This is a genomic window from Brucella lupini, assembly GCF_002252535.1.
GTDB lineage: Bacteria > Pseudomonadota > Alphaproteobacteria > Rhizobiales > Rhizobiaceae > Brucella > Brucella anthropi.
The window spans coordinates 216,262-241,892 of sequence record NZ_NNRN01000031.1 but is presented as its reverse complement, the minus strand read 5'-3'; the positions used below and the strand labels follow the sequence as shown (position 1 = coordinate 241,892).

Here is a 25,631-nt window from a genome sequence, read left to right as displayed (position 1 = left end):
CCGTCGGTGCAGGCATCGTCTCCTCGATCATCGAGTAATGAAGGTTTGTGCAGGAACGCTCGCTTTGGAGCGAGCGTTCCCGCGTAACAAGGAACAGATGAAATGAACGGTCAAAACATCCGCATTCGCCTCAAGGCGTTTGATCATCGGATCCTTGACGCTTCGACGCGGGAAATCGTGTCGACTGCCAAGCGTACCGGTGCAAATGTGCGCGGACCGATCCCGCTACCTACGCGGATCGAGAAGTTCACGGTTAACCGGTCGCCGCACATCGACAAGAAGAGCCGCGAGCAGTTCGAGATGCGCACGCACAAGCGTCTTCTCGATATCGTTGACCCGACCCCGCAGACGGTGGACGCGCTGATGAAGCTCGATCTGTCCGCCGGTGTCGATGTCGAGATCAAGCTTTAATCGGCTTGAGGACGGAAGGAACGAACCCGATGCGTTCAGGTGTTATTGCACAGAAGCTGGGCATGACCCGCGTCTATAACGACGCCGGCGAGCATGTGCCGGTGACGGTTCTCCGCATGGAGAATTGCCACGTGGTAGCTCAGCGTACAGTTGAAAAGAATGGTTACACGGCTGTTCAGCTTGGCGTTGGACTTGCCAAGGTAAAGAACACGTCCAAGGCTATGCGCGGTCATTTCGCGAAGGCCGAGGTCGAGCCAAAGGCGAAGGTCGCGGAATTCCGCGTTTCGCCGGACAACCTCCTCGAAGTCGGCGCTGAAATCACCGCCGAACACTTCGTCGCCGGCCAGAAGGTCGATGTGACGGGTACTTCGATTGGTAAGGGCTTTGCTGGTGTTATGAAGCGTCATAACTTCGCCGGTCATCGCGCTTCCCATGGTAACTCCATTACCCACCGCGCTCACGGCTCGACCGGTCAGCGTCAGGACCCGGGTAAGGTGTTCAAGGGCAAGAAGATGGCTGGTCACATGGGCCAGACCCGCGTAACCACGCAGAATATTGAAGTTGTCTCGACGGACAGCGATCGCGGCCTCATTCTGGTTCGCGGTGCGGTTCCTGGCTCCAAGGGTGCCTGGATCATCGTGCGCGATGCGGTAAAGGTCTCGCTGCCTGAGAACGCGCCGAAGCCGGCCGCTCTGCGTGCAGGTGCCGCGAAGGCTGAAGCTGTCGCGACTGAGGGAGCCGAATAATGGATCTCACGATTACCACTCTTGAAGGCAAGGATGCCGGCAAGGTCAAGCTGAACGAAGAAATCTTCGGCCTCGACCCGCGTGACGACATTCTTCAGCGCGTTGTGCGCTGGCAGCTGGCTCGCCGCCAGCAGGGCTCCCATAAGGCTCAGGGCCGTGGCGACGTAAGCCGCACCGGCGCAAAGATGTACAAGCAGAAGGGTACGGGTCGCGCTCGTCACCATTCGGCTCGCGCTCCGCAGTTCCGCGGTGGTGGTCAGGCTCACGGACCGGTTGTCCGTTCGCACGATCACGATCTGCCGAAGAAGGTTCGCGCTCTTGGCCTGCGTCATGCCCTGTCTGCAAAGGCAAAGGCATCTGACCTGATCATCATCGATGATCTGGCTGCAACGGAAGCCAAGACGAAGCAGCTTGTTTCGCAGTTCGCCAAGCTCGGTCTTGAAAATGCACTCGTCATCGGCGGTGCAGAGATCGACGTGAACTTCCAGCGCGCGGCTTCGAACATCCCGAACATCGACGTTCTGCCGGTGCAGGGCATCAATGTTTACGACATCCTTCGCCGCGGCAAGCTCGTTCTTTCCAAGGCGGCTGTCGAAGCCCTCGAGGAGCGTTTCAAATGACTGATCTTCGCCATTACGACGTGATCGTCAGCCCGGTTATCACCGAGAAGTCCACCATGGTTTCCGAACACAACCAGGTTGTCTTCAACGTAGCCCGCAAGGCAACGAAGCCGGAAATCAAGGCTGCAGTCGAAGCGCTGTTCGGCGTCAAGGTTACCGCAGTCAACACTGCAGTGCGCAAGGGTAAGGTCAAGCGGTTCCGCGGCCTTATCGGGCGCCAGAGCGACGTCAAGAAAGCGATCGTTACTTTGGCCGAAGGCCAGAGCATCGACGTTTCGACCGGTCTCTGAGAGGCCATGGAGTAAGAGACAATGGCACTCAAGCATTTTAATCCGATCACGCCAGGCCAGCGTCAGCTGGTCATCGTGGACCGTTCGGGACTCTACAAGGGCAAGCCGGTCAAGTCCCTGACCGAAGGTCTGTCCAAGAAGGGTGGCCGTAACAACACCGGTCGTATCACTGTTCGCTTTCAGGGCGGTGGTCACAAGCGTACGTACCGTTTCATCGATTTCAAGCGTCGCAAGCTTGACGTCGTCGGCACTGTCGAACGTCTGGAATACGATCCGAACCGCACCGCGTTCATCGCGCTGATCCGTTACGAAGACGGTGAACTGGCATACATCCTGGCTCCGCAGCGTCTGGCTGTTGGTGACAAGGTTGTTGCAGGCAACTCAGTTGACGTGAAGCCGGGCAACGCAATGCCGCTCGCTTCCATGCCGGTTGGTACGATCGTTCACAACGTCGAACTGAAGCCTGGCAAGGGCGGTCAGATCGCTCGTTCAGCTGGCACCTACGCCCAGCTGGTTGGTCGCGATCAGGGCATGGCCATTCTGCGCCTCAACTCCGGTGAACAGCGTCTGGTTCCAGGTGCCTGCTTCGCTTCGGTCGGTGCAGTGTCCAACCCGGACCACGGCAACATCAACGACGGTAAGGCCGGTCGTTCGGTGTGGCGTGGCAAGCGTCCGCACGTTCGCGGCGTTGCAATGAACCCGGTTGATCACCCGCATGGTGGTGGTGAAGGTCGTACGTCGGGTGGTCGTCACCCTGTCACTCCGTGGGGCAAGCCTACGAAGGGCAAGAAGACGCGCTCGAACAAGTCGACCGACAAGTTCATCATGCGTTCGCGCCATCAGCGCAAGAAGTAAGAGAGGTAGTCTGAAGTGGCTCGTTCAGTTTGGAAAGGTCCGTTCGTCGATGGCTATCTTCTCACGAAGGCTGAGAAGGTACGCGAAGGCGGTCGTAATGAAGTTATCAAGATGTGGAGCCGTCGCTCCACCATCCTGCCGCAGTTTGTCGGTCTGACTTTCGGCGTCTACAACGGCAACAAGCATGTGCCGGTGTCGATTTCGGAAGAAATGGTCGGACACAAGTTCGGTGAATTCGCGCCTACACGTACCTACTACGGTCACGGCGCGGACAAGAAGTCGAAGAGGAAGTAACGATGGGCAAGGCTAAAGCTCCCCGTCAGCTCAAGGACAACGAAGCGCAAGCTGTTGCCCGTACGCTGCGCGTCAGCCCGCAGAAGCTGAACCTTGTTGCGAGCATGATCCGCGGCAAGAAGGTGAACGCGGCTCTTGCCGATCTGACGTTCTCGCGCAAGCGGATCGCCGATACGGTTAAGAAGACGCTCCAGTCCGCAATTGCGAACGCAGAAAACAACCATGACCTCGACGTCGATTCTCTGATCGTCGCCGAAGCCTATGTAGGTAAGTCGATCGTCATGAAGCGCTTCCACGTCCGTGGCCGTGGCCGCGCGAGCCGTATCGAGAAGCCGTTTTCGCATCTCACCATTGTTGTCCGCGAAGTCGCGGAAAAAGGGGAGGCCGCATAATGGGTCAGAAGATTAATCCGATCGGTCTTCGTCTCGGCATCAACCGCACCTGGGATTCGCGTTGGTACGCGAATACCGGTGAGTACGGCAAGCTGCTGCATGAAGATGTCAAGATCCGCGAATTCCTCACCGAGGAACTGAAGCAGGCTGCGATCTCCAAGATCGTAATCGAGCGTCCGCACAAGAAGTGCCGCGTGACGATCCATTCGGCTCGTCCGGGCATCATCATCGGCAAGAAGGGTGCAGACATCGAAAAGCTCCGCAAGAAGCTTTCCGAGATGACCAATGCCGATACGTCGCTCAACATCGTTGAAGTTCGCAAGCCGGAAATCGACGCTACGCTGATCGCTCAGTCGATCGCTCAGCAGCTCGAACGCCGTGTGGCATTCCGTCGCGCCATGAAGCGTGCCGTTCAGTCGGCAATGCGTCTTGGAGCCGAAGGTATCCGTATCAACTGCTCGGGTCGTCTGGGTGGCGCGGAAATTGCTCGCATGGAATGGTACCGTGAAGGTCGCGTTCCGCTTCATACGCTTCGCGCCGATATCGACTACGGCACGGCAGAAGCGAAGACCGCTTATGGTATCTGCGGCGTGAAGGTCTGGGTCTTCAAGGGTGAGATTCTTGAACACGATCCGATGGCTTCCGAGCGTCGTGCGGTCGAGGGTGACAATCAGGGTTCCTCGTCGAACCGCCGCCGCGAAAACGCTTAAAAAGCGGGCCGCGGGCGAGAAATTTGGAGTAGAGAACAATGATGCAGCCTAAGCGCACCAAGTTCCGCAAGCAGTTCAAGGGCCGTATTCACGGCAACTCGAAAGGCGGCACGGATCTGAATTTCGGTGCATTCGGTTTGAAGGCCGTTGAGCCGGAACGCGTCACTGCACGTCAGATCGAAGCGGCCCGCCGCGCGATCACCCGTCACATGAAGCGTGCCGGCCGCGTGTGGATCCGCATCTTCCCTGACCTGCCAGTTACGTCGAAGCCTACCGAAGTCCGTATGGGTAAAGGTAAGGGTTCGGTTGACTACTGGGCATGCCGTGTGGCACCAGGTCGCGTGATGTTTGAGCTTGACGGCGTACCCGAAGATGTGGCACGCGAAGCCCTCAGACTCGGCGCAGCAAAGTTGCCGATCAAGACGCGCTTTATCCAGCGCATTGCTGAATAAGAGAGAGGCAACTATGAAAGCCGCAGACGTTCGGGCGAAGAGCCTCGATCAACTGAATGACGAGCTGGGCACCCTGAAGAAAGAGCAGTTCAACCTGCGCTTTCAGAAGGCCACCGGCCAGCTCGAAAAAACCGCGCGCGTGAAGCAGGTTCGCCGCGACATCGCGCGTATTAAGACTATTGCCCGCCAGAAGGCGGCCGCAAGCAAGGCATAAGGAAAAATATAATGCCTAAACGCGTTCTGCAGGGCGTTGTCGTCAGCGACAAGAATGACAAGACTGTTGTGGTCAAGGTTGAGCGCCGCTATTCGCATCCGCTCCTCCAGAAGACCGTGCGTCAGTCTAAGAAGTACAAGGCGCATGACGAAAACAACCAGTTCAAGGTTGGCGATCTCGTTTCCATTCAGGAATCGGCTCCAATCTCGAAGGACAAACGCTGGGTCGTTCTCACGAACGAAGCAGCAGGCTAAATTATAAACACGCAGCTTAGGTAGGGCAGGAGCCCTTAACCAGCTGAGAGGAAAGAAGGCGGCCAGTCATGATTCAGATGCAAACAAACCTCGACGTGGCGGATAACTCCGGCGCACGTCGTGTCATGTGCATCAAGGTGCTGGGCGGCTCGAAGCGGCGTTACGCTTCCGTTGGCGACATCATTGTGGTGTCGATCAAGGAAGCTATTCCGCGCGGCCGCGTCAAAAAGGGTGATGTGATGAAGGCGGTTGTTGTACGCACCGCCAAGGACATCCGTCGTCCGGACGGCAGCGTTATTCGTTTCGATAACAATGCAGCCGTTCTCATCGATAACAAGAAAGAGCCGATCGGCACGCGTATCTTCGGACCGGTTCCGCGCGAACTTCGCGCAAAGAACCACATGAAGATCATCTCGCTGGCCCCGGAAGTTCTGTAAGGAAGCAAGACGATGCAGAAGATTCGCAAAGGCGACAGCGTTGTCGTGCTGTCCGGTAAGGACAAGGGCCGTAAAGGCGAAGTTCTCAAGGTTATGCCTAAGGACGAGCAGGCGCTCGTTCGCGGTATCAACGTTGTGAAGCGTCATCAGCGTCAGACCCAGACCCAGGAAGCCGGCATTATCTCCAAGGAAGCGCCGATCCACCTGTCCAACCTGGCAATTGCTGATCCCAAGGACGGTAAGCCGACCCGCGTCGGTTTCCGCGTCGAGGACGGCAAGAAGGTTCGTGTCGCAAAACGTTCTGGAGCGCTGATCGATGGCTGAAGCTAAGGCACTTCCCCGCTTCAAGAAGCTTTACAACGAAAACATTCGTAAGGCTCTGCTTGAAGAATTCAAATACGACAACGAGATGCAGATCCCACGCATCACCAAGGTTGTCCTCAACATGGGCGTTGGCGAAGCCACTGGCGACTCCAAGAAGCCGGCTGTAGCTGCTGAAGACCTTGGCTTGATTGCTGGTCAAAAGGCTGTTATCACCCGCGCCCGTAACTCGATCGCAACATTCAAGTTGCGTGAAGGCATGCCGATCGGCACGAAGGTCACCCTTCGCCAGGACCGCATGTACGAATTCCTTGATCGTTTCATCACGATCGCTCTTCCTCGCGTTCGCGACTTCCGCGGCCTGAACCCGAAGAGCTTTGACGGACGTGGCAACTATGCCATGGGTATCAAGGAGCACATCGTGTTTCCGGAAATCAACTACGATAAGGTTGATCAGATCTGGGGCATGGACATCATCGTTTGCACGACCGCCAAGACGGATGATGAAGCGCGCGCTCTTCTGCGTGCATTCAACTTCCCCTTCCGGCAGTAACGGCAAGCGTAGCGAGGTATAATAATATGGCCAAGACTAGCGCAGTCGAAAAAAACAAGCGCCGCGAAAAGTTGGTTAAGCGTCATGCTGACAAGCGTGCACGTCTGAAGGCGATCGTAATGGATCAGGGCCTTCCGCTGGAGGAGCGCTTCCGCGCCACTATCCGGCTTGCCGAACTGCCGCGCAATTCATCGAAGGTTCGTATTCGCAATCGTTGCGAAGTTTCGGGCCGTCCGCGTGGTTATTACCGTAAACTGAAGATGTCGCGTATTGCGCTCCGTCAGTTGGGTTCGCTCGGTCAGATCCCGGGCATCGTCAAGTCGAGCTGGTAAGGAGTAGCATATGTCTGTGTCAGATCCTATCGGCGACATGCTGACCCGTATTCGTAACGCAGTAGGCCGCAAGAAGACCAAGGTTTCGACCCCGGCTTCCAAGTTGCGCGCTCGCGTTCTTGATGTTCTTCAGTCTGAAGGTTACATCCGCGGATACACGCAGAGTGAATTCGTGAACGGCAAAGCCGAGATCGAAATCGAACTGAAGTACTATGAAGGCGTTCCAGTCATTCGTGAACTGACCCGCGTTTCGAAGCCTGGCCGCCGTGTATACGTGTCGGTCAAGTCGATCCCGCAGGTTGCGAATGGTCTTGGCATCTCGATCCTGTCCACCCCTAAGGGTGTGATGGCTGATCATGAAGCCCGTGAACAAAACGTTGGTGGTGAGCTGCTCTGCCGCATCTTCTGATGCGGTTGACAGCGAACAGATAAAAGACAGGTATTAAAATGTCTCGTATCGGTAAAAAACCCGTGCCGGTCCCGGCAGGCGTGACCGCCAGTGTTGATGGGCAGATCGTCAAGGCCAAGGGCGCGAAGGGTGAACTCTCCTTCGTCGTGCACGATGAAGTTCTGGTCAAGATGGAAGACGGCGCTGTCAGCGTCGATCCGCGCGACCAGTCGAAGGAAGCTCGTTCGAAGTGGGGCATGTCCCGCACGATGATCTCCAACATTTTTGTTGGCGTGAAGGACGGCTTCGAAAAGAAGCTCGAAATCAGCGGCGTCGGTTACCGTGCTGCCATGCAGGGTAAGAACCTGCAGCTTTCGCTCGGCTTCAGCCACGAAGTGGTCTACGACGTGCCTGCTGGCATCACTGTTGCCGTTCCGAAGCCGACGGAAATCGTCGTCACCGGTATCGACAAGCAGCAGGTCGGTCAGGTCGCGGCTGAGATCCGCGAATATCGCGGCCCCGAGCCTTACAAGGGCAAGGGCGTCAAGTATGCTGGCGAGAAGATCGTCCGCAAAGAAGGCAAGAAGAAGTAAGGGAAGCGCGTCATGGCATCGCCAAAAGAAACTTTGCAGCGTCGCGCTGCTCGTGTACGCCGTCAGGTCAAGGCTGTTGCAAACGGCCGTCCGCGTCTCAGCGTGCACCGCTCTTCCAAGAACATCTACGTTCAGGTTATCGACGACGTTCGCGGTGTTACCATCGCCGCTGCTTCGACCCTGGATGGCGACCTGAAGGGCAAGCTCAAGACTGGCGCCGACTCCGCAGCAGCAGCTGCAGTTGGCAAGCTGGTCGCCGAGCGTGCCGTTAAAGCAGGCGTCAGCGAAGTAGTGTTCGACCGTGGTGCATTCATTTACCACGGCCGTGTGAAGGCTCTCGCCGAAGCTGCCCGCGAAGGCGGACTGAGCTTCTAATAGCATTTTGTGCTTCCGGAAAAGAAAAAGGAAATCAGGATATGGCACAGAGAGAACGTAACCGCGAAGATCGCGGCCGTGAGGAGCGCGACAGCGAATTCGTCGATAAGCTCGTTCACATCAACCGCGTTGCCAAGGTCGTCAAGGGCGGCCGTCGCTTCGGTTTTGCTGCGCTCGTCGTTGTTGGCGACCAGAAGGGCCGCGTAGGCTTCGGTCATGGCAAGGCTCGTGAAGTGCCGGAAGCTATCCGTAAGGCTACGGAAGCTGCCAAGCGCGACATGATCTTCGTACCGCTGCGTTCGGGCCGTACGCTGCACCACGATGTTGAAGGCCGTCACGGCGCTGGCAAGGTTCTGCTCCGCGCAGCTCCTGCTGGTAAGGGTATCATCGCCGGTGGTCCGATGCGTGCAGTGTTCGAAACGCTCGGCGTTCAGGACGTTGTCGCCAAGTCGCTCGGTTCGTCGAACCCTTACAACATGGTTCGTGCGACGTTCGATGCTCTGAAGCATCAGATGCATCCGAAGGACATCGCTGCACAGCGCGGCATCAAGTACTCGACCCTTCAGGCTCGCCGCCATGATGTGGTCGGTTCGGAAGAGTAGCCGATAGTTTGTGTTCGTCCGGGGCCGCTCAGGCCACCGGATACGCCATAGACAAGGGATTTGAGTGATGGCTGAGAAGAAGGGCAAGACGGTTACGGTCGAGCAGATCGGAAGCCCAATCCGTCGTCCAGCCGAGCAGCGCGCAACGCTGATCGGTCTGGGTCTTAATAAAATGCACCGCCGCAGCACGCTGGAAGATACTCCGGCAGTTCGTGGCATGATCGCCAAGCTTCCACACCTCGTTCGAGTTGTGGACGAGGCGTGATAGCGCAGGAGATAGAGATATGAAACTCAACGATCTGCGTGACAAGCCAGGTTCGGTCAAAGCACGCAAGCGTGTTGGCCGCGGTATCGGTTCGGGCACCGGCAAGACCGGTGGTCGTGGTGTCAAGGGGCAGAAGTCCCGTTCGGGCGTCGCGATCAACGGCTTCGAAGGCGGCCAGATGCCAATCTACCGCCGTCTGCCGAAGCGCGGCTTCACCAACATCTTCGCAAAGAGCTTCAACGTTGTATCGCTCGGCCGTGTTCAGGCCGCTATCGATGCAGGCAAGCTTGATGCCAAGGCTGTTGTGAACCTCGATTCGCTGAAGGCTGCTGGCGTGATTCGTCGTGCCAAAGACGGCGTTCGCATCCTTTCGGACGGCGAGCTGAAGGCAAAGGTTGCTTTCGAGGTAGCCGGTGCTTCCAAGGCTGCGGTCGAAAAGATCGAAAAGGCTGGCGGTAGCATCAAGCTTCCTGAAGCCGCTGCCGAATAAGGCTTCGATACAAAAATAAAAAGCGGCGGCCTCAGTGCCGCCGCTTGCACATTTATGCCAATGCGCATATCTGGGTAGGGTCTTTTAGTCTCGAGGCGCGACCGCAATAGATTGCGCTGACGGGGGCGGAGGACCGGAGACTTTTCACCGGAGAAATTTAATGGCATCGGCTGCTGAACAGCTAGTTTCCAATCTCAATTTTTCAGCTTTCTCGAAAGCAGAAGAACTCAAGAAGCGCATCTGGTTCACGCTAGGTGCTTTGCTCGTATACCGGTTCGGCACCTATATTCCGCTTCCCGGCATCAATCCTGACGCGCTTGCGCAGGCTTTCCAGCAGCATAGCCAGGGTGTGCTCGGGCTTTTCAACATGTTCGCCGGTGGCGCCGTCGGTCGTATGGCCATTTTCGCGCTCGGCATCATGCCTTATATCTCTGCCTCCATCATCGTGCAGCTCATGACGTCGGTTGTTCCGTCTCTTGAAGCGCTGAAGAAGGAAGGCGAGGCAGGTCGCAAGATCATCAATCAGTATACGCGTTACGGCACGGTGCTTCTGGCGCTTGTTCAGGCCTACGCGATTTCTGTCGGCTTGCAGTCGGGCAACGGTATTGTCACCAATCCGGGACCGTTCTTCGTCGTTTCGTCGGTGATCACCCTTGTTGGCGGTACGATGTTCCTGATGTGGCTCGGCGAGCAGATCACTGCACGCGGTATCGGCAACGGTATCTCGCTGATCATCTTCTCCGGTATCGTGGCCAACCTGCCGCACGCTATTTCCGGCACGCTGGAACTTGGCCGTACCGGTGCGCTGTCGACCGGTCTCATTCTGGGCGTTATCATTCTTGCTATCGTGCTGATTGCGGTCATCGTATTCGTTGAACGTGCGCAGCGTCGCCTTCTGATCCAGTATCCGAAGCGTCAGGTCGGCAACCGCATGTTCCAGGGCGATACGTCGCATCTGCCGTTGAAGCTCAATACCGCAGGCGTCATTCCTCCGATTTTCGCCTCGTCGTTGTTGCTTCTGCCTGCGACGGTTGCCGGTTTCGCCAACACGACGGAAATGCCGGCCTGGGCTACTACCGTTCTCAATGCACTCGGTCATGGTCAGCCGCTTTACATGCTGTTCTATGCCGCATTGATGGCATTCTTCTGCTTCTTCTACACGGCCATTGTGTTCAATCCCAAGGACACTGCTGACCAGCTCAAGAAGCATTCCGGCTTTATTCCGGGCATTCGTCCGGGTGAGCGTACCGCCGAATACATAGACTATGTGCTGACACGCATCACTGTTGTCGGCGCCATCTATATCGTGCTTGTCTGTCTCCTGCCGGAATTCCTGATTTCCGCAACCGGTGTGCCGTTCTATCTTGGTGGCACCTCGCTGCTGATCGTTGTGAGCGTAACGCTTGACACGGTTGCGCAAATTCAGGGACATCTGATCGCCCATCAGTATGAAGGGCTGATCAAGAAGTCCAAACTCAGAGGTGGGAAACGCAATAAATGAGACTGATACTTCTTGGGCCGCCCGGAGCAGGTAAGGGGACGCAGGCTGGACTTCTTACCAAGAAGCATGGAATTCCTCAGCTCTCGACCGGCGACATGCTGCGTGCAGCAGTCGCCCAGCAGAGCGAGATCGGGAAGCGCGCCAAGGCCGTGATGGACGCCGGGCAACTGGTTTCCGATGAGATCGTGAACCAGATCGTTTCGGAGCGCATCGATGCGCCTGACTGCGCGAACGGTTTCATCCTTGACGGTTATCCACGCACGGTTCCACAGGCTCAGGCTCTGGGAACGATGCTGGCGGGGAAGGGCCTAAAACTCGATGCAGTCATTGAGCTGAAGGTTGACGAGAATGCTCTGGTCAAGCGGATGGAGAGCCGCGTGGCTGAAACGATTGCCAAGGGTGGTCAGGTCCGTTCGGACGACAATCCTGAGGCGTTCCGTAAGCGTCTCGTGGAATACCGCGAAAAGACTTCGCCGCTTTCGAGCTATTATGCCGGAACTGGTGAACTGCGCGTCATCAATGGCATGGCGCCGGTTGAAGAAGTTACTGCCGAAATCGAGAGAATTCTGGTTCCGGCATGAGAATTGAAGAGGCTTGAAGAAGCCTCATTCCAATACGGGCAGGGAAAGCGTAAAGCGTTTTCTGCCCGTTTATTGCTTCCAGAAGTTGCTTGAGTTGCCTGTCAGGCCGGTTTGATGGCTTTACGGACAGTTAAGAGTTGACTTTTTCGGGCGATTCCGTCAAAGACTGCGCCACTTCAACTGGTTTTGAATGGCGGGTATCGGCGGAAATCGAAAGAGGCCGGTACCGGTCGTTTAATGCTGTCTGGTTGATCGCATCTGCCAGATGGAAATTTTTATAACTCAAGGAGAACAGACGTGGCACGTATCGCTGGCGTCAACATCCCGACGAACAAGCGCGTTGTTATTGCGCTTCAGTACATTCACGGGATCGGACCGAAATTTGCTCGGGAAATCGTAACGAAAGTCGGCATTGCTGACGATCGTCGCGTTAACCAGCTGTCGGATGCTGAAGTCCTTCAGATCCGCGAAGCAATCGATGCTGACTACCAGGTCGAAGGTGACCTGCGTCGTGAAGTTTCGATGAACATCAAGCGCCTGATGGATCTGGGCTGCTACCGCGGTCTGCGTCATCGTCGTTCGCTGCCGGTTCGCGGCCAGCGCACGCACACCAACGCACGCACCCGCAAGGGTCCGGCGAAGGCAATCGCAGGCAAGAAGAAGTAATTTCGACGGGACATATGTTCCGTCGGGCCTTTCCGGTGCGCCGGTTGGGTTTGATGCTGGTCCTTTCTTGAGGACCGGTGTAGCCGCTGGAATTACGGCGGTGTAGAGATCGATTGAAAGGACTGTCATGGCCAAGGAAGCCACGCGCGTTCGCCGTCGCGAGCGTAAAAACATCTCGTCGGGCGTTGCCCACGTAAATTCGACGTTCAACAACACCATGATCACCATCACGGATGCTCAGGGCAATGCGATTGCCTGGTCGTCTGCCGGTGCTCAGGGGTTCAAGGGTTCGCGTAAGTCGACCCCGTTCGCCGCTCAGATCGCTGCCGAAGATTGCGCCAAGAAGGCTCAGGAACACGGTATGCGCTCCCTCGAAGTCGAGGTTTGCGGACCGGGCTCTGGCCGTGAATCCGCGCTGCGCGCCCTTCAGGCTGCCGGCTTTGTGATTACGTCGATCCGCGATGTTACGCCGATCCCGCACAACGGTTGCCGTCCGCGCAAGAAGCGCCGGGTCTAATCCTCGTTCACATGCCGTACGAGCCTCGGGCTTTTCAAGTTCGGGGTTCCTCTGCGGTTTCTACACTTGATCGCTACGATAGGATGGTAGCGACGATTGATAGAGGGATACTTACATGATCCAGAAGAACTGGCAGGAACTCATCAAGCCGAATAAGGTGGATTTCATCACCAACGGCTCCCGCACGCATGCAACCGTCGTTGCTGAGCCGCTGGAACGCGGTTTCGGTCTGACGCTCGGTAATGCTCTGCGTCGCGTGCTTCTGTCGTCGCTTCGCGGCGCTGCCGTGACCGCCATTCAGATCGATGGCGTTCTGCATGAATTCTCTTCGATCCCGGGCGTCCGCGAAGACGTTACGGATATCGTTCTGAACGTCAAGGAAATCGCCATCCGCATGGAAGGCGAGGGCCCGAAGCGCATGGTCGTCCGCAAGGAAGGCCCAGGCGTTGTTACGGCTGGCGACATTCAGACTGTCGGCGATGTCGAGATCCTTAACCCGGATCACGTCATCTGCACGCTGGACGAAGGCGCTGAAATCCGCATGGAATTCACCGTCAACACCGGCAAGGGCTATGTGCCTGCCGACCGCAACCGTGCGGAAGATGCTCCGATCGGGCTTATCCCGGTTGACAGCCTCTACTCTCCGGTTCGCAAGGTGTCGTACAAGATCGAGAACACCCGTGAAGGTCAGGTTCTCGATTATGACAAGCTGACGCTGAACATCGAGACAAACGGCTCGGTCAGCGGTGAAGACGCAGTGGCGTATGCTGCTCGTATTCTCCAGGACCAGCTGGCGATCTTCGTCAACTTCGAAGAGCCCCAGAAGGAAGCTCCGCAGGAACAGGTTGCGGAACTGGCTTTCAACCCGGCTCTGCTCAAGAAGGTCGACGAACTCGAACTGTCCGTCCGTTCGGCAAACTGCCTGAAGAACGACAACATCGTCTACATCGGCGATCTGATCCAGAAGACGGAAGCCGAGATGCTGCGGACTCCGAATTTCGGCCGCAAGTCGCTCAACGAGATCAAGGAAGTTCTGGCATCGATGGGTCTCCATCTCGGTATGGAAATCCCGTCCTGGCCGCCAGAAAACATCGAAGATCTCGCAAAGCGCTACGAAGACCAATATTAAGACCGGCAATCCGGCTAGAACTAATTAAGGAGAAGGCCATGCGCCACGGTAATGGACAGCGTAAGCTGAACCGCACTGCCTCGCATCGCAAGGCAATGTTCGCCAACATGGCGGCTTCGCTCATCGAGCATGAACAGATTGTGACCACGCTTCCTAAAGCTAAGGAAATCCGTCCGATCGTAGAAAAGCTTGTCACTCTCGGCAAGCGCGGCGATCTGCATGCACGCCGTCAGGCTATCTCGGCTATTCGCGACGTTAAGCTCGTTGCAAAGCTGTTCGATACGTTGGCTGCTCGCTATGCAACCCGCAACGGCGGCTACATCCGCATCATGAAGGCTGGCTTCCGCGCTGGCGACAACGCGCCTCTGGCGGTTGTTGAATTCGTGGAACGCGACGTCGATGCAAAGGGTAAGGCTGACCGCGCCCGCGTCGAAGCCGAACAGGCTGCTGAAGCAGACGCAGCATAATCTGCACTGTTTCTGATTATTGAAAAGGGCCGCCTTGAGCGGCCCTTTTTGTTTGTTCTTGCTGCTGTTCGGCTCTTTCGGATCGATATGTTTCACGAAAAATTGCCGTGCTGCACTTCAAGGTCACAATGTGGCCCTTTATCCTTGTCCTCAGTTGACTACATATGGACGACGAATCTCATATTTTTTCACGGAAGATATGAGTGCCCTCGGAAAGCGCGGAGTATGTGCATGAATTGGCGACGTTTAGGTGTATTGGGTCTTATGCTGACATCCGTGGGGCTGGTTATGCCGCAGGCAATGGCGCAGGATGCGCCTGCAACACCTCCCAAAGAAGTGCCGCTCAGCCGCGCTGATATGCAACTTTCCTTCGCTCCTCTTGTGAAAGAGACGACACCAGCTGTTGTGAATGTCTATGCGGCGCGACAGGTGCAGGCACGGGCACAATCGCCATTTGCAGGCGATCCGTTCTTCGAGCAGTTTTTCGGGCGGCAGTTCGGGGAAAGCAAGCCACGTATCCAGCAGTCGCTCGGGTCCGGCGTGATTGTCGATAGTTCAGGCATTGTCGTGACGAACAATCACGTCATCAAGGATGCCGACGAAATCAAAGTCGCCTTGTCGGACGGTCGCGAGTTCGAAAGCAAGCTGCTTCTGCGTGATGAAACCACGGACCTTGCCGTGTTGAAAATTGAAGCCAAGGACAAGTTTCCAGTGTTGGGCCTCGGCAATTCCGACGAAGTCGAAGTTGGCGATCTGGTGCTGGCCATCGGCAATCCGTTCGGCGTCGGACAGACTGTGACGAGCGGTATCGTGTCGGCGCAATCCCGAACACAGGTTGGCATTTCCGATTTTGATTTCTTTATCCAGACGGATGCGGCTATCAATCCCGGCAACTCCGGTGGCGCATTGATTGACATGCGCGGACGCCTGATAGGTATCAACACAGCGATCTATTCACGTTCTGGCGGTTCCGTGGGCATCGGCTTTGCTATTCCGTCCAATATGGTCCGCGCTGTCGTGGAAGCTGCGCAGAATGGCAGCAAAAGTTTCGAGCGCCCCTATATCGGCGCGACTTTCCAAGGGGTCACCTCCGATCTGGCCGAAGGGCTTGGAATGGAAAAGCCCTACGGTGCCCTGATCACGGCAGTTGCAAAAGGTGGTCCTGCAGAAGCCGCAGGGCTGAAGATCGGCGATGTGGTTCTGTCCGTTCAGGGCGTTCGTGTCGATAATCAGGATGTACTTGGTTATCGTCTATCGACGGCTGGCATTGGTAACACCGTGTCGGTCGAAATCATGCGGGATGGAAAGAACCAGACCATCCCGGTGAAGCTTTCCAAAGCGCCTGAAGTCAAGGAAACTGCGCCGCAGGTGATCAAGGGCGATAATCCCTTCGCCGGTGCAGCTGTTCTTGTGCTGACGCCATCCACCGCTAAAAAGCTGCGTCTCAAGAGTGAAAGCCAGGGGGTGGTCGTTGTTGACGTCTATTCCGGCTCGCCGGCGGCACGGCTCGGATTGCGCCCGGGCGACATTGTTCGAAGCATCAACGGAAATCCTATCCGCTCCGTGGAGGACATGACCGCGATTCTGGATGGGGGACGTGGTCTTGCCTGGCGGCTTGAGGTGGAACGCAACGGAACGTTGTTGCGTCAGTTCGTGCGTTAAAACTGTCGGCCAGTATATCGCCAAAAGTTGCATGCCGCTTCGGGTAGCATTATGCCTGAAGCGGCATTTAATTTATCGATCGAGCGAATGAAATGAGCGATCTTTTCTCAGCAGCGGCAGACCCGAACGCGGACCGCAACCGGCCGCTTGCTGACCGTCTGCGCCCGAAGCATTTGTCGGAAGTAACCGGTCAGGAACATCTGACCGGGCCAGAAGGTGTGCTGACGCGCATGATTGCATCCGGTTCGCTCGGTTCCATGATCTTCTGGGGACCTCCGGGAACCGGCAAGACGACCGTTGCCCGCCTGCTTGCCGGAGAAACTGATCTCGCGTTTGAGCAGATTTCGGCGATCTTCTCCGGCGTTGCCGATCTCAAGAAGGTTTTCGAGACTGCTCGTGCGCGGCGTATGTCGGGCCGGCAGACACTGCTTTTCGTAGACGAAATTCATCGCTTTAATCGCGCCCAGCAGGATTCATTTTTGCCGGTCATGGAAGACGGCACTGTTATCCTGATCGGCGCCACGACGGAAAACCCGTCTTTCGAGCTCAATGCTGCTCTTTTGTCACGGGCGAGGGTGCTTACTTTTCATCCCCATGATGGCGAGAGCATTGCAACACTTCTGACCCGTGCCGAAGAGCAAGAAGAACGTCCATTGCCGCTGGACGAGGAAGCACGGGTAAGCCTTGTTCGCATGGCTGACGGCGATGGACGTGCTGCGCTGACGCTTGCCGAGGAAGTCTGGCGTGCGGCCCGTCCCGATGAAGTTTTTACTGCCGAAAAGCTGCAGGATGTCGTGCAACGTCGCGCCCCGGTTTATGACAAGGGGCAGGACGGGCATTACAATCTGATTTCGGCGCTGCATAAATCCGTTCGGGGATCGGACCCTGACGCAGCGCTCTACTATCTTTCTCGTATGTTCGATGCGGGCGAAGATCCGTTATATCTTGGGCGGCGGCTGGTGCGTATGGCGGTGGAAGATATCGGCTTGGCCGACCCGCAGGCACTGGTCATCTGCAACGCCGCCAAGGATGCCTATGACTATCTTGGTTCGCCGGAAGGCGAACTGGCGCTCGCACAGGCCTGTGTTTATCTTGCAACGGCTCCGAAATCGAACGCCGTCTATGTGGCCTATAAAGCCTCAATGCGTGCGGCCAAGGAGAACGGTTCACTGCTGCCGCCGAAGCATATTCTCAACGCGCCGACCAAGCTTATGAAGAATGAGGGCTACGGCGATGGCTATGCCTATGACCACGACCAGCCAGACGCGTTTTCAGGACAGGATTATTTCCCGGAAAGCATGGGCAGGCAAAAATTCTATGATCCGCCGGAGCGGGGTTTTGAGCGAGATATCCGCAAGCGCCTCGAATACTGGGCGCGGTTGCGACAGGAGCGCCAGGGACGCCGTTGAAGTTTGGAGCAGTTCTGTTCCGGCGCAATCGCTCTAACCATTGGTTTTCACGCAGTTTCGACCGTTGAAAATGCGCTATCCCCATAGTTATCCACATTCATCCACAGTTCGGGCCGCTGTCGTGTTGGCAGCGGCTTTTACTTTGCTTCTTCACGCGAGTTTGAAGGCCCCGGAAAGGGGTGACCTGTCGTTAGAAAGGTCTTCTTAATTTTTACGCTTTATCAATCTTTGCAAAGAGACGAGGTTTTCCATGATGCGCGTTTTGTTTCTCGTCGCGCTCGTGATCCTAGGAGGCTGCGCGACTGCCCCACGGCAGGTCAACAATGTGTGTGCGGTCTTCGATCAACGCGACGGTTGGTTCAATAACTGGCAGACGGCTGCCACGCGGGTTTCGCGCGAGTTCGGCGTGCCGGTTCCGGTTCTGATGGCCACAATCTATACCGAATCCGGCTTCCAGCCCTATGCACGCCCGCCACGGACCAAGATTCTCTGGATCATACCGTGGAAGCGGGCTTCCAGCGCCTATGGCTATTCCCAGGCGCTGAACGGCACGTGGGATCGTTACAAGCGGGAAACCGGTCGCTGGACTGCATCGCGCACCAATTTCGCGGACGCTATCCATTTCATTGGCTGGTATCACTATCAAAGCTATCTGAAAAACGGCATCAATCGCGCCGATGCATATAGCCTTTATCTCGCTTACTATTCGGGTCACGGCGGTTACGCTCGTGGTGTCTGGCGCGGGAATGCTACAGCGCTCAATGGCGCAAAACGTGCCCAATCCATGGCCAATCGTTACGCCACGCAGTTGCGCAGTTGCGGAGGCTTCAGTTAAAAAGCGAAAGGCTGGATTCAAACTCGCATTTGAGACACCATCCGGCCTTAATCGCTATTATCATGCGACGGATTCGCTAATTGAGGATGACCATTTCATGCTGAAGAAGATCGGTATTGCCCTTTTCGCCGCCACATTTCTGGCAGGCTGCACCACCGACCCCTATACCGGGGAACAGAAGATGTCGAACACCGCAGGTGGTGCTGCGATTGGCGCGGCTGTGGGCGCTCTTGGTGGCCTGATGGTCGGCGGTTCCAGCCGTGCACAGCGCAATGCCGTTCTGATTGGTGCCGGTATTGGTGCACTTGGCGGCGGCGCAATCGGCAATTACATGGATCGTCAGGAAAACGAGCTCCGTGCACAGTTGCAGGGCACTGGCGTGTCTGTGACCCGTAACGGCGACCAGATCATCCTTAATATGCCGTCCAGCATCACTTTCGATACCGATCAGGATCAGGTGAAGAGCCAGTTCTACCCGACGCTTAATTCGGTCGCGATTGTACTGCGCAAATTCAACCAGACACTTGTGGACGTTTATGGCCACACCGATTCGACCGGTAGCGTCAGCCACAATCAGGCTCTTTCGCAGCGCCGCGCCGCGTCGGTCGCGAGCTATCTCGGTTCGCAGGGTATCGATCCGCGTCGCTTCGCCGTTATCGGCTATGGCGCGAGCCAGCCCGTTGCCACTAACGCAACACCGGAAGGCCGTGCGCAGAACCGTCGCGTGGAAATCCAGATTTCTCCGCTTCGCGCCGCCAGCTGATTCCCTTCCGAGGGTTAATAGGCTTCAAACAACGCAGTTCTTCGATAGAAGGGCTGCGTTTTTCTTTGCTTTTCCGAATCGGTGGATGGGCAGTTTGGTTTGAATTAAGTTAATTCGTGGATAGTTCGATTATTTTCGTAATTGTTGATGTTAGAGAACGATTATAGAACAAAATTTCGGAACTGTTTTTAATCAATGAGTTAGCCCTATTGTCAAATGAGAACAAAACGAATACAAATAGATCATAGCAACGAGCCTGCCGGGCTTCTAGCGAGACAAGAGGATGGTGTAAGATGTCTCAGAATTCATTGCGACTTGTTGAGGAAAATTCAGTGGACAAGACTAAGGCTCTCGATGCGGCATTGTCGCAAATCGAAAGGGCGTTCGGTAAGGGCTCGATCATGCGTCTGGGGAAAAATGCCCCGGTTATCGAGATCGAAACTGTTCCGACCGGCTCGCTTTCTCTGGACATCGCGCTGGGTGTCGGCGGCTTGCCCAAAGGACGTATTGTTGAGATTTACGGACCGGAAAGCTCCGGTAAGACGACACTCGCGCTGCACACGATTGCGGAAGCACAGAAGAAGGGCGGTATCTGTGCATTCGTCGATGCGGAACATGCGCTTGATCCTGTCTATGCACGCAAGCTGGGTGTCGATCTGGAAAACCTGCTGATTTCGCAGCCAGATACGGGTGAGCAAGCACTTGAAATCACCGACACGCTTGTGCGTTCGGGCGCCATCGACGTTCTCGTCGTCGACTCCGTCGCAGCCTTGACGCCACGTGCGGAAATCGAAGGCGAAATGGGTGACTCCTTGCCTGGCCTTCAGGCTCGTCTCATGAGCCAGGCGCTGCGCAAGCTTACTGCTTCGATCTCGCGGTCGAACTGTATGGTGATCTTCATCAACCAGATTCGTATGAAGATCGGTGTGATGTTCGGTTCGCCGGAAACGACGACTGGCGGTAACGCTCTCAAGTTCTATGCTTCGGTTCGTCTCGATATTCGCCGTATCGGTTCGATCAAGGAGCGCGACGAAGTTGTTGGCAACCAGACCCGCGTGAAGGTCGTCAAGAACAAGCTTGCGCCGCCCTTCAAGCAGGTCGAATTCGACATCATGTACGGTGCTGGCGTTTCCAAGACCGGCGAGCTGGTCGATCTTGGCGTAAAGGCCGGTGTCGTCGAGAAGTCCGGTGCGTGGTTCTCGTATAATTCCCAGCGACTGGGACAAGGCCGTGAAAACGCCAAGCAATATCTCAAGGACAACCCGGAAGTGGCCCGCGAGATCGAAACCACGCTTCGTCAGAATGCCGGTTTGATTGCCGAACAGTTCCTCGAAGATGGCGGACCAGAAGACGATGCGAGTGACGCTGCCGAAATGTAAGATCGCCAGCATCGAATGAATTATCGAAGCCCCGTGCAATTGCATGGGGCTTTTTGTTTAGCAGTGGGTGTTTTTGCGAAGTGAATGGTGCTGGTTTTATCGCTTTCCGGCAGAAATTGCTTTTATGGCGCAGCGTACTTATCTGGACAGAAAAGCAAGGCACCGCTAAAAGCGGTCAACCGAAAACTCCACTTTACCTCCTGGCAGTGCGGGAGAGCCTCGGGCCTTCAATAACGGTTGGCGGCTATGGGAGTTTGAACAGGATAATTGATACAGCTTTCTGCAGAGCTGTATCCGTGCAGGGCAAAAAAGCCCAAGGGTGACTTATGGCTGGCGTCAACGAGATTAGGTCCACATTCCTCGATTATTACCGCAAGAACGGGCATGAGGTCGTTCCATCGAGCCCACTTGTCCCACGCAACGATCCGACGCTGATGTTCACCAATGCGGGTATGGTTCAGTTCAAGAACGTTTTTACGGGTCTTGAACACCGTTCCTACAATCGCGCGACGACTTCCCAGAAGTGCGTGCGTGCCGGTGGCAAGCACAACGATCTGGACAATGTCGGCTATACCGCTCGTCACCATACGTTCTTTGAAATGCTCGGCAATTTCTCGTTTGGCGACTATTTCAAGGAAGATGCCATCAGCTTCGCCTGGAACCTGATCACGAAGGAATTCGGCCTTCCGAAGGACAAATTGCTCGTCACCGTTTATCACACGGACGACGACGCTGCGAATTATTGGAAGAAGATTGCGGGTCTTTCCGATGACCGCATTATCCGCATCGCTACAAGTGATAACTTTTGGGCTATGGGCGATACCGGCCCGTGCGGTCCATGCTCTGAAATCTTCTTCGACCACGGCGACCATATCTGGGGCGGACCTCCCGGATCGGCTGACGAAGACGGTGACCGTTTCATCGAAATCTGGAACCTCGTTTTCATGCAGTTCGAGCAGATTACGCCCGAACAGCGCATCGACCTGCCGCGTCCGTCTATCGACACCGGAATGGGGTTGGAGCGCGTCGCTGCGGTTCTGCAGGGCGTGCACGACAATTACGATATCGATCTCTTCAAGGCATTGATCCGCGCTTCGGAAGAAGCAACCGGCGTCAAGGCTGAGGGCGAATTCCGCGCCAGCCACCGCGTGATTGCCGATCATCTGCGCGCTTCGAGCTTCCTGATCGCTGACGGTGTTCTGCCGTCCAACGAAGGCCGCGGTTATGTGTTGCGCCGCATCATGCGCCGCGCAATGCGTCATGCCCAGCTCTTGGGCGCCAAAGAGCCGTTGATGTGGCGCCTGCTGCCAGCCTTGATCCGCGAGATGGGACAGGCCTATCCGGAACTGATCCGCGCCGATGCCTTGATCTCCGAAACGCTCAAGCTTGAGGAAACCCGTTTCCGCAAGACGCTGGATCGCGGTCTTGGCCTCCTGTCGGATGCGACGGAAAGCCTTGTTGAAGGGGATCGCCTCGACGGCGAAACCGCTTTCAAGCTTTACGACACCTATGGCTTTCCGCTGGATCTGACGCAGGATGCACTTCGTCAGCGCGGTATTGCCGTCGATACGGATGGCTTCAGTGCCGCCATGGAGCGCCAGAAGGCCGAGGCCCGTGCGAACTGGGCTGGTTCTGGTGAAGCTGCAACCGAAACGATCTGGTTCGGTATCAAGGATAAGGTCGGTGCGACGGAATTTCTCGGATACGAGACCGAGGTTGCCGAAGGCGTTATCACTGCGCTTGTCCGCGATGGCGCGGAAGTACAGTCCGTTGCTGAAGGCGATGTTGTTTCGGTCGTAGTCAACCAGACCCCGTTCTATGGAGAATCCGGCGGCCAGCAGGGCGATACCGGCACGATCTCCGGAGAAGGTTTTGCTATCGCAATCAAGGATACGCAGAAGAAGGGCGAGGGCGTCTTCGTTCACATCGGCGAAGTCACCAAGGGGACGGCGAAGACCGGCGATGCGGTCGAGCTGAAAGTGGATTCGGTACGCCGCACGCGCATCCGCTCTAACCATTCGGCGACGCACCTTCTGCATGAGGCGCTGCGTGAAACGCTCGGCAGTCATGTTGCACAGAAGGGTTCGCTCGTTGCACCGGATCGTCTGCGTTTCGACTTTTCGCATCCGAAGCCGATTTCGGCTGAAGAGCTGACGCAGGTGGAAACTCTCGCCAACGAAATCATTCTGCAGAACGCTCCTGTCAGCACCCGCCTGATGGCCGTTGACGATGCCATTGCCGAGGGTGCCATGGCACTGTTCGGTGAAAAATATGGCGATGAAGTTCGTGTTGTTTCCATGGGCACCGCCAAGCACGGTTCGAAGGAAGGCAAGGCCTATTCGGTGGAACTTTGCGGCGGTACGCATGTGCGCCAGACCGGCGATATAGGTCTCGTCCGCATTGTTTCGGAAGGCGCGGTTGCCGCTGGCGTTCGTCGTATGGAAGCGCTGACGGGTGAGGCAGCACGTCTTTACCTTGAAGAGCAGGACGAGCGCGTAAAGGCCATCGCCGGTGCATTGAAGACGACACCGTCTGAAGCACTGGAACGTGTCAACGCATTGCTTGATGAACGCAAGAAGCTGGAACGCGAACTTGCTGATGCGCGCAAGAAGCTTGCGCTTGGCGGTGGTTCGGCAGATGGCGGCAGCGCCGTTGAAGCTGTGAATGGCGTCAACTTCCTCGGCAAGATCGTAACTGGCGTTTCCCCGCGTGATCTCAAGCCGCTTGCCGACGAAGGCAAGAAGCAGGTCGGCTCCGGTGTGGTGCTGTTCATTGGTATCGGCGAAGATAGCAAGGCCAGCGCGGTGGCCGCGGTGACGGAAGATCTGGTTGGTCGCTTTAGTGCGGTTGATCTGGTTCGCGCTGCTTCTGCGGCCCTCGGTGGCGCAGGTGGCGGCGGTCGCCCGGACATGGCGCAGGCCGGCGGGCCGGATGGCGATAAGGCCGACGCCGCGATTGCAGCAGTCAAGGCACTGATCATCTAATTCAAAAGGCCGGGTTAACCCGGCCTTTTTTATCGGTGGAATTAAGCCGCATGAATTGTGCGGCTGTCGTCAGGCGCTTCGCTTCGTTCATCCAGACCATAGTCACGCATGACGCTGGCTACACGCAAACGGTAGTTTTCAAAAACACCATTGCGGCCTTGCCCCTGTGCTACCCTATGAGATGGCAGGTTGCGCCATTCACGCACCGCATCGTCGTCGGGCCAGAACGAGAGCGAAAGCAATTTGTCGGGATCGGCCAGGCTTTGAAAACGCTCGATCGACAGAAAACCGTCAATCCTGGAAAGATCTTCGCGCAGGCTTGCGGCAATATCCAGATACTGTTCACGCCTGTTGCCATCGGCTGGCCAGACTTCGAATATGACGGCAATCATGGCTTGATGAACTCCTCATGCGGTGCGGATTGGAGTTTAAGGAAGATGCGGTCTTCGGATCGGATGAATTGTTCTCTGCGCGCAAACTCGTAATTCTCGCGTCCCAGCGGATCGGCGGCAAGCCGTGCCCGATATGCTTCATACGCGGCAAGGTTTTCGACTGAATAGACGCCGTAGGCTGTGGTCGACGAACCTTCATGCGGCCCGAAATAGCCGATGAGATCAGCGCCGCAGCGCGGAATCGCCTGTCCCCAATTGCGCGCATATTCTGCAAAGGCATCCGCTTTGAACGGGTCGATCTGATAGCGGATGAAACAGGTAATCATGCGTGTCTCCTTCAAAAGCATGTCTTCGATGCTGACAATGTAGCAATTGAAATTTCTCCATAGTTCGGTTAGCATCGAAGTATGAAAGATGGCCCGATCATAGCTTCTGTTGCCGCGCTCCTAGGTGATCCGGCGCGTGCAAACATGCTCACGGTGCTGATGGATGGTCGTGCGCTGACTGTCAGTGAACTCGCGTCAGCCGCAGGCGTGACGCTGCAAACCGCCAGCGGACATCTTGCAAAGCTCGATGCGGCCAATTTGTTGGTTGCGGAGAAGCAGGGGCGGCGCCGCTATTTCCGGCTTTCTGGAACAGACGTAGCGCAGGTCCTGGAAGGTTTGATGGGGCTTGCGCAACGCACCGGCGCTGTGCGGGGGCGGACCGGCCCGAAAGATCAGGCACTACGCAAGGCACGCATCTGCTATGACCATCTGGCCGGTGAGCGTGGCGTGGAAATGCTCGATGCCTCGCATCGGCTTGAGCTGATTGTTGACGACAATGAGCCGGTGCTGACAGAGAAGGGCAAGTCGTTTTTCAGTTGCCTTGGCGTTGATGTGACTACTCTGGAGCAGGGCAAGCGCCCGGTCTGTCGTCACTGCCTCGACTGGAGTGAACGTCGCAACCATCTGGGCGGAGCGCTCGGTGCAGCGCTGTTGAACCATTTCATTTCAAAGGGCTGGGCACGCCGCGAAGCGGGGCGTGTCATCGCGTTTTCGCCAAAAGGTGCACAGGCATTCTCACGCACGTTTGAGCTGGCTGGCCAGATTACGTGACCTGAACAGCCAGCATTATGTTGTTAATGCTGTGTGGCTGCGGCTGCTGCCTCGTCCAGTTCCGTGGCGCGCTTCATGGCAGGACGATCTTTTAGTCGGTCCCAATAGGCGACGAACGCTCCTCTGGCCGGCAACGTGCCGAAGCGCAGGCCCCAGCCGATGTGCGAGCCGACATAAACGTCAGCCGCCGTGAAGCGGTCGCCGGTGATGTATGGATGGTGCGAAACCGCTTTCTCCAATGTGTTGACCACTGTATCGTAATTGCCGTAGCCGACCATTCCCTGCTTGTCTGCGGGGATTTCAAAGCCGAGCGCATGGTTGGACAAGGCGGCTTCCACAGGACCAGATGTAAAGAACAGCCAGCGGAAGAAATCCGCGCGCTCATTGGGGTGAGGCGCCAGACCAGCTTCGGGAAATGTTGTTGCCAGATAGGCGCAGATTGCAGCCACTTCCGTCACCACCGCATCGCCGTGGCGCAGGGCAGGAACTTTGCCCATCGGATTGATTGTGCAGTAGTCAGGCCCCTTCATCGGTGGCCCGAAATCCAGAATTTCCACATCATAGGGTTTGCCGATCTCCTCCAGCATCCAGCGCGCGATGCGTCCGCGCGACATCGGGTTGGTATAGAGCTTCAACTCAGCCATTTCATCCTCCC

At 56.4% G+C, this 25,631-nt stretch carries 37 protein-coding genes; 34 read left to right on the top strand and 3 right to left on the bottom strand.

Features of this window, described 5'->3' with window-relative positions; all coding sequences use genetic code 11:
- Positions 1-102: 102 nt before the first annotated feature.
- From rpsJ to alaS, 33 genes are all read left to right on the top strand, one after another.
- A complete protein-coding gene (rpsJ, locus tag CES86_RS04910) occupies positions 103-411 on the top strand; it encodes a 30S ribosomal protein S10 (RefSeq protein ID WP_002964363.1) in 309 nt (102 codons plus the stop codon).
- A 29-nt stretch (positions 412-440) separates the two neighbouring features.
- Entirely contained in the window at positions 441-1,157 is a 717-nt protein-coding gene (rplC, locus tag CES86_RS04905) for a 50S ribosomal protein L3 (RefSeq protein WP_012091910.1), read from the top strand.
- Positions 1,157-1,777 (top strand): 50S ribosomal protein L4, encoded by a 621-nt coding sequence (gene rplD, locus CES86_RS04900; RefSeq protein WP_010659915.1) that lies wholly within the window; start codon positions 1,157-1,159, stop codon positions 1,775-1,777. The genes rplC and rplD overlap by 1 nt, the downstream gene beginning before the upstream one ends.
- Entirely contained in the window at positions 1,774-2,067 is a 294-nt protein-coding gene (locus tag CES86_RS04895; protein WP_006467028.1) for a 50S ribosomal protein L23, read from the top strand. The genes rplD and CES86_RS04895 overlap by 4 nt, the downstream gene beginning before the upstream one ends.
- Before the next feature lie 21 nt (positions 2,068-2,088).
- Positions 2,089-2,922: a 50S ribosomal protein L2 gene (gene rplB, locus CES86_RS04890; protein ID WP_010659916.1), complete on the top strand. Its 834-nt coding sequence runs from the start codon at positions 2,089-2,091 to the stop codon at positions 2,920-2,922.
- A 15-nt stretch (positions 2,923-2,937) separates the two neighbouring features.
- Complete coding sequence (rpsS, locus tag CES86_RS04885; RefSeq protein ID WP_010659917.1) at positions 2,938-3,216, top strand: 30S ribosomal protein S19; 279 nt, start codon at positions 2,938-2,940, stop codon at positions 3,214-3,216.
- A 2-nt stretch (positions 3,217-3,218) separates the two neighbouring features.
- A complete protein-coding gene (gene rplV / locus CES86_RS04880) occupies positions 3,219-3,608 on the top strand; it encodes a 50S ribosomal protein L22 (RefSeq protein ID WP_010659918.1) in 390 nt (129 codons plus the stop codon).
- Positions 3,608-4,318, top strand: coding sequence for a 30S ribosomal protein S3 (rpsC, locus tag CES86_RS04875; RefSeq protein WP_006467024.1), 711 nt, complete (start codon positions 3,608-3,610; stop codon positions 4,316-4,318). The genes rplV and rpsC overlap by 1 nt, the downstream gene beginning before the upstream one ends.
- Positions 4,319-4,356: 38 nt before the next feature.
- Positions 4,357-4,770, top strand: a complete 414-nt coding sequence (gene rplP, locus CES86_RS04870; protein WP_006467023.1) for a 50S ribosomal protein L16 — start codon at positions 4,357-4,359, stop codon at positions 4,768-4,770.
- Positions 4,771-4,783: 13 nt separating this feature from the next.
- Entirely contained in the window at positions 4,784-4,984 is a 201-nt protein-coding gene (rpmC, locus tag CES86_RS04865; protein WP_006467022.1) for a 50S ribosomal protein L29, read from the top strand.
- A gap of 11 nt (positions 4,985-4,995) precedes the next feature.
- Positions 4,996-5,238 carry a 30S ribosomal protein S17 gene (gene rpsQ / locus CES86_RS04860; RefSeq protein ID WP_010659919.1) on the top strand — a complete coding sequence of 81 codons (243 nt, stop codon included), beginning with the start codon at positions 4,996-4,998 and terminating at the stop codon, positions 5,236-5,238.
- A 68-nt stretch (positions 5,239-5,306) separates the two neighbouring features.
- The gene (gene rplN, locus CES86_RS04855) at positions 5,307-5,675 is read left to right on the top strand and encodes a 50S ribosomal protein L14 (RefSeq protein WP_004683923.1); all 369 of its coding nucleotides are present in this window, start codon (positions 5,307-5,309) and stop codon (positions 5,673-5,675) included.
- Positions 5,676-5,687: 12 nt separating this feature from the next.
- The gene (gene rplX, locus CES86_RS04850; RefSeq protein WP_010659920.1) at positions 5,688-5,999 is read left to right on the top strand and encodes a 50S ribosomal protein L24; all 312 of its coding nucleotides are present in this window, start codon (positions 5,688-5,690) and stop codon (positions 5,997-5,999) included.
- Positions 5,992-6,549, top strand: coding sequence for a 50S ribosomal protein L5 (gene rplE, locus CES86_RS04845; RefSeq protein ID WP_010659921.1), 558 nt, complete (start codon positions 5,992-5,994; stop codon positions 6,547-6,549). Before rplX ends, rplE begins: the two co-directional genes overlap by 8 nt.
- 26 nt (positions 6,550-6,575) lie before the next feature.
- Positions 6,576-6,881, top strand: coding sequence for a 30S ribosomal protein S14 (gene rpsN, locus CES86_RS04840; RefSeq protein WP_010659922.1), 306 nt, complete (start codon positions 6,576-6,578; stop codon positions 6,879-6,881).
- 10 nt (positions 6,882-6,891) lie between these two features.
- Positions 6,892-7,290, top strand: a complete 399-nt coding sequence (gene rpsH / locus CES86_RS04835; RefSeq protein WP_007875325.1) for a 30S ribosomal protein S8 — start codon at positions 6,892-6,894, stop codon at positions 7,288-7,290.
- 38 nt (positions 7,291-7,328) lie between these two features.
- The gene (rplF, locus tag CES86_RS04830; RefSeq protein WP_010659923.1) at positions 7,329-7,862 is read left to right on the top strand and encodes a 50S ribosomal protein L6; all 534 of its coding nucleotides are present in this window, start codon (positions 7,329-7,331) and stop codon (positions 7,860-7,862) included.
- A 12-nt stretch (positions 7,863-7,874) separates the two neighbouring features.
- The gene (rplR, locus tag CES86_RS04825; protein WP_010659924.1) at positions 7,875-8,237 is read left to right on the top strand and encodes a 50S ribosomal protein L18; all 363 of its coding nucleotides are present in this window, start codon (positions 7,875-7,877) and stop codon (positions 8,235-8,237) included.
- 41 nt (positions 8,238-8,278) lie between these two features.
- Entirely contained in the window at positions 8,279-8,839 is a 561-nt protein-coding gene (gene rpsE / locus CES86_RS04820) for a 30S ribosomal protein S5 (protein WP_006467009.1), read from the top strand.
- A gap of 67 nt (positions 8,840-8,906) precedes the next feature.
- Entirely contained in the window at positions 8,907-9,104 is a 198-nt protein-coding gene (gene rpmD / locus CES86_RS04815) for a 50S ribosomal protein L30 (RefSeq protein WP_002967737.1), read from the top strand.
- A gap of 19 nt (positions 9,105-9,123) precedes the next feature.
- Complete coding sequence (gene rplO / locus CES86_RS04810; protein WP_012091912.1) at positions 9,124-9,594, top strand: 50S ribosomal protein L15; 471 nt, start codon at positions 9,124-9,126, stop codon at positions 9,592-9,594.
- Between the two features lie 160 nt (positions 9,595-9,754).
- Entirely contained in the window at positions 9,755-11,095 is a 1,341-nt protein-coding gene (gene secY, locus CES86_RS04805) for a preprotein translocase subunit SecY (protein ID WP_010659926.1), read from the top strand.
- Entirely contained in the window at positions 11,092-11,676 is a 585-nt protein-coding gene (locus CES86_RS04800; RefSeq protein WP_010659927.1) for an adenylate kinase, read from the top strand. The genes secY and CES86_RS04800 overlap by 4 nt, the downstream gene beginning before the upstream one ends.
- A 297-nt stretch (positions 11,677-11,973) precedes the next feature.
- Positions 11,974-12,342 (top strand): 30S ribosomal protein S13, encoded by a 369-nt coding sequence (gene rpsM / locus CES86_RS04795; RefSeq protein WP_006467002.1) that lies wholly within the window; start codon positions 11,974-11,976, stop codon positions 12,340-12,342.
- 127 nt (positions 12,343-12,469) lie between these two features.
- Complete coding sequence (gene rpsK, locus CES86_RS04790) at positions 12,470-12,859, top strand: 30S ribosomal protein S11 (protein WP_002964339.1); 390 nt, start codon at positions 12,470-12,472, stop codon at positions 12,857-12,859.
- 115 nt (positions 12,860-12,974) lie between these two features.
- Positions 12,975-13,988, top strand: coding sequence for a DNA-directed RNA polymerase subunit alpha (locus CES86_RS04785; protein ID WP_006467001.1), 1,014 nt, complete (start codon positions 12,975-12,977; stop codon positions 13,986-13,988).
- A 38-nt stretch (positions 13,989-14,026) separates the two neighbouring features.
- The gene (rplQ, locus tag CES86_RS04780; protein ID WP_010659928.1) at positions 14,027-14,455 is read left to right on the top strand and encodes a 50S ribosomal protein L17; all 429 of its coding nucleotides are present in this window, start codon (positions 14,027-14,029) and stop codon (positions 14,453-14,455) included.
- Positions 14,456-14,686: 231 nt separating this feature from the next.
- Positions 14,687-16,117: a DegQ family serine endoprotease gene (locus tag CES86_RS04775; protein WP_010659929.1), complete on the top strand. Its 1,431-nt coding sequence runs from the start codon at positions 14,687-14,689 to the stop codon at positions 16,115-16,117.
- A gap of 92 nt (positions 16,118-16,209) precedes the next feature.
- Positions 16,210-17,526, top strand: coding sequence for a replication-associated recombination protein A (locus tag CES86_RS04770; protein ID WP_012091914.1), 1,317 nt, complete (start codon positions 16,210-16,212; stop codon positions 17,524-17,526).
- Positions 17,527-17,776: 250 nt separating this feature from the next.
- On the top strand, positions 17,777-18,361 hold the full coding sequence (locus tag CES86_RS04765) for a transglycosylase SLT domain-containing protein (RefSeq protein ID WP_010659931.1): 585 nt from the start codon (positions 17,777-17,779) through the stop codon (positions 18,359-18,361).
- A 97-nt stretch (positions 18,362-18,458) separates the two neighbouring features.
- Positions 18,459-19,124, top strand: coding sequence for an OmpA family protein (locus CES86_RS04760; RefSeq protein ID WP_010659932.1), 666 nt, complete (start codon positions 18,459-18,461; stop codon positions 19,122-19,124).
- Between the two features lie 293 nt (positions 19,125-19,417).
- Complete coding sequence (gene recA, locus CES86_RS04755) at positions 19,418-20,503, top strand: recombinase RecA (RefSeq protein ID WP_010659933.1); 1,086 nt, start codon at positions 19,418-19,420, stop codon at positions 20,501-20,503.
- A 326-nt stretch (positions 20,504-20,829) separates the two neighbouring features.
- Positions 20,830-23,487 carry an alanine--tRNA ligase gene (alaS, locus tag CES86_RS04750; RefSeq protein ID WP_029924613.1) on the top strand — a complete coding sequence of 886 codons (2,658 nt, stop codon included), beginning with the start codon at positions 20,830-20,832 and terminating at the stop codon, positions 23,485-23,487.
- A gap of 41 nt (positions 23,488-23,528) precedes the next feature.
- Here alaS and CES86_RS04745 read toward each other — a convergent pair whose 3' ends face one another.
- Entirely contained in the window at positions 23,529-23,879 is a 351-nt protein-coding gene (locus CES86_RS04745; RefSeq protein ID WP_094513789.1) for an antibiotic biosynthesis monooxygenase family protein, read from the bottom strand.
- Positions 23,876-24,205, bottom strand: a complete 330-nt coding sequence (locus CES86_RS04740; RefSeq protein WP_029924617.1) for an NIPSNAP family protein — start codon at positions 24,203-24,205, stop codon at positions 23,876-23,878. Before CES86_RS04740 ends, CES86_RS04745 begins: the two co-directional genes overlap by 4 nt.
- Before the next feature lie 81 nt (positions 24,206-24,286).
- Between CES86_RS04740 and CES86_RS04735 the strand changes: the two genes are divergently transcribed.
- Positions 24,287-24,976 carry an ArsR/SmtB family transcription factor gene (locus CES86_RS04735; protein WP_094513788.1) on the top strand — a complete coding sequence of 230 codons (690 nt, stop codon included), beginning with the start codon at positions 24,287-24,289 and terminating at the stop codon, positions 24,974-24,976.
- Positions 24,977-24,999: 23 nt separating this feature from the next.
- Here CES86_RS04735 and CES86_RS04730 read toward each other — a convergent pair whose 3' ends face one another.
- On the bottom strand, positions 25,000-25,620 hold the full coding sequence (locus CES86_RS04730) for a glutathione S-transferase family protein (RefSeq protein ID WP_012091919.1): 621 nt from the start codon (positions 25,618-25,620) through the stop codon (positions 25,000-25,002).
- Positions 25,621-25,631 lie beyond the last annotated feature (11 nt).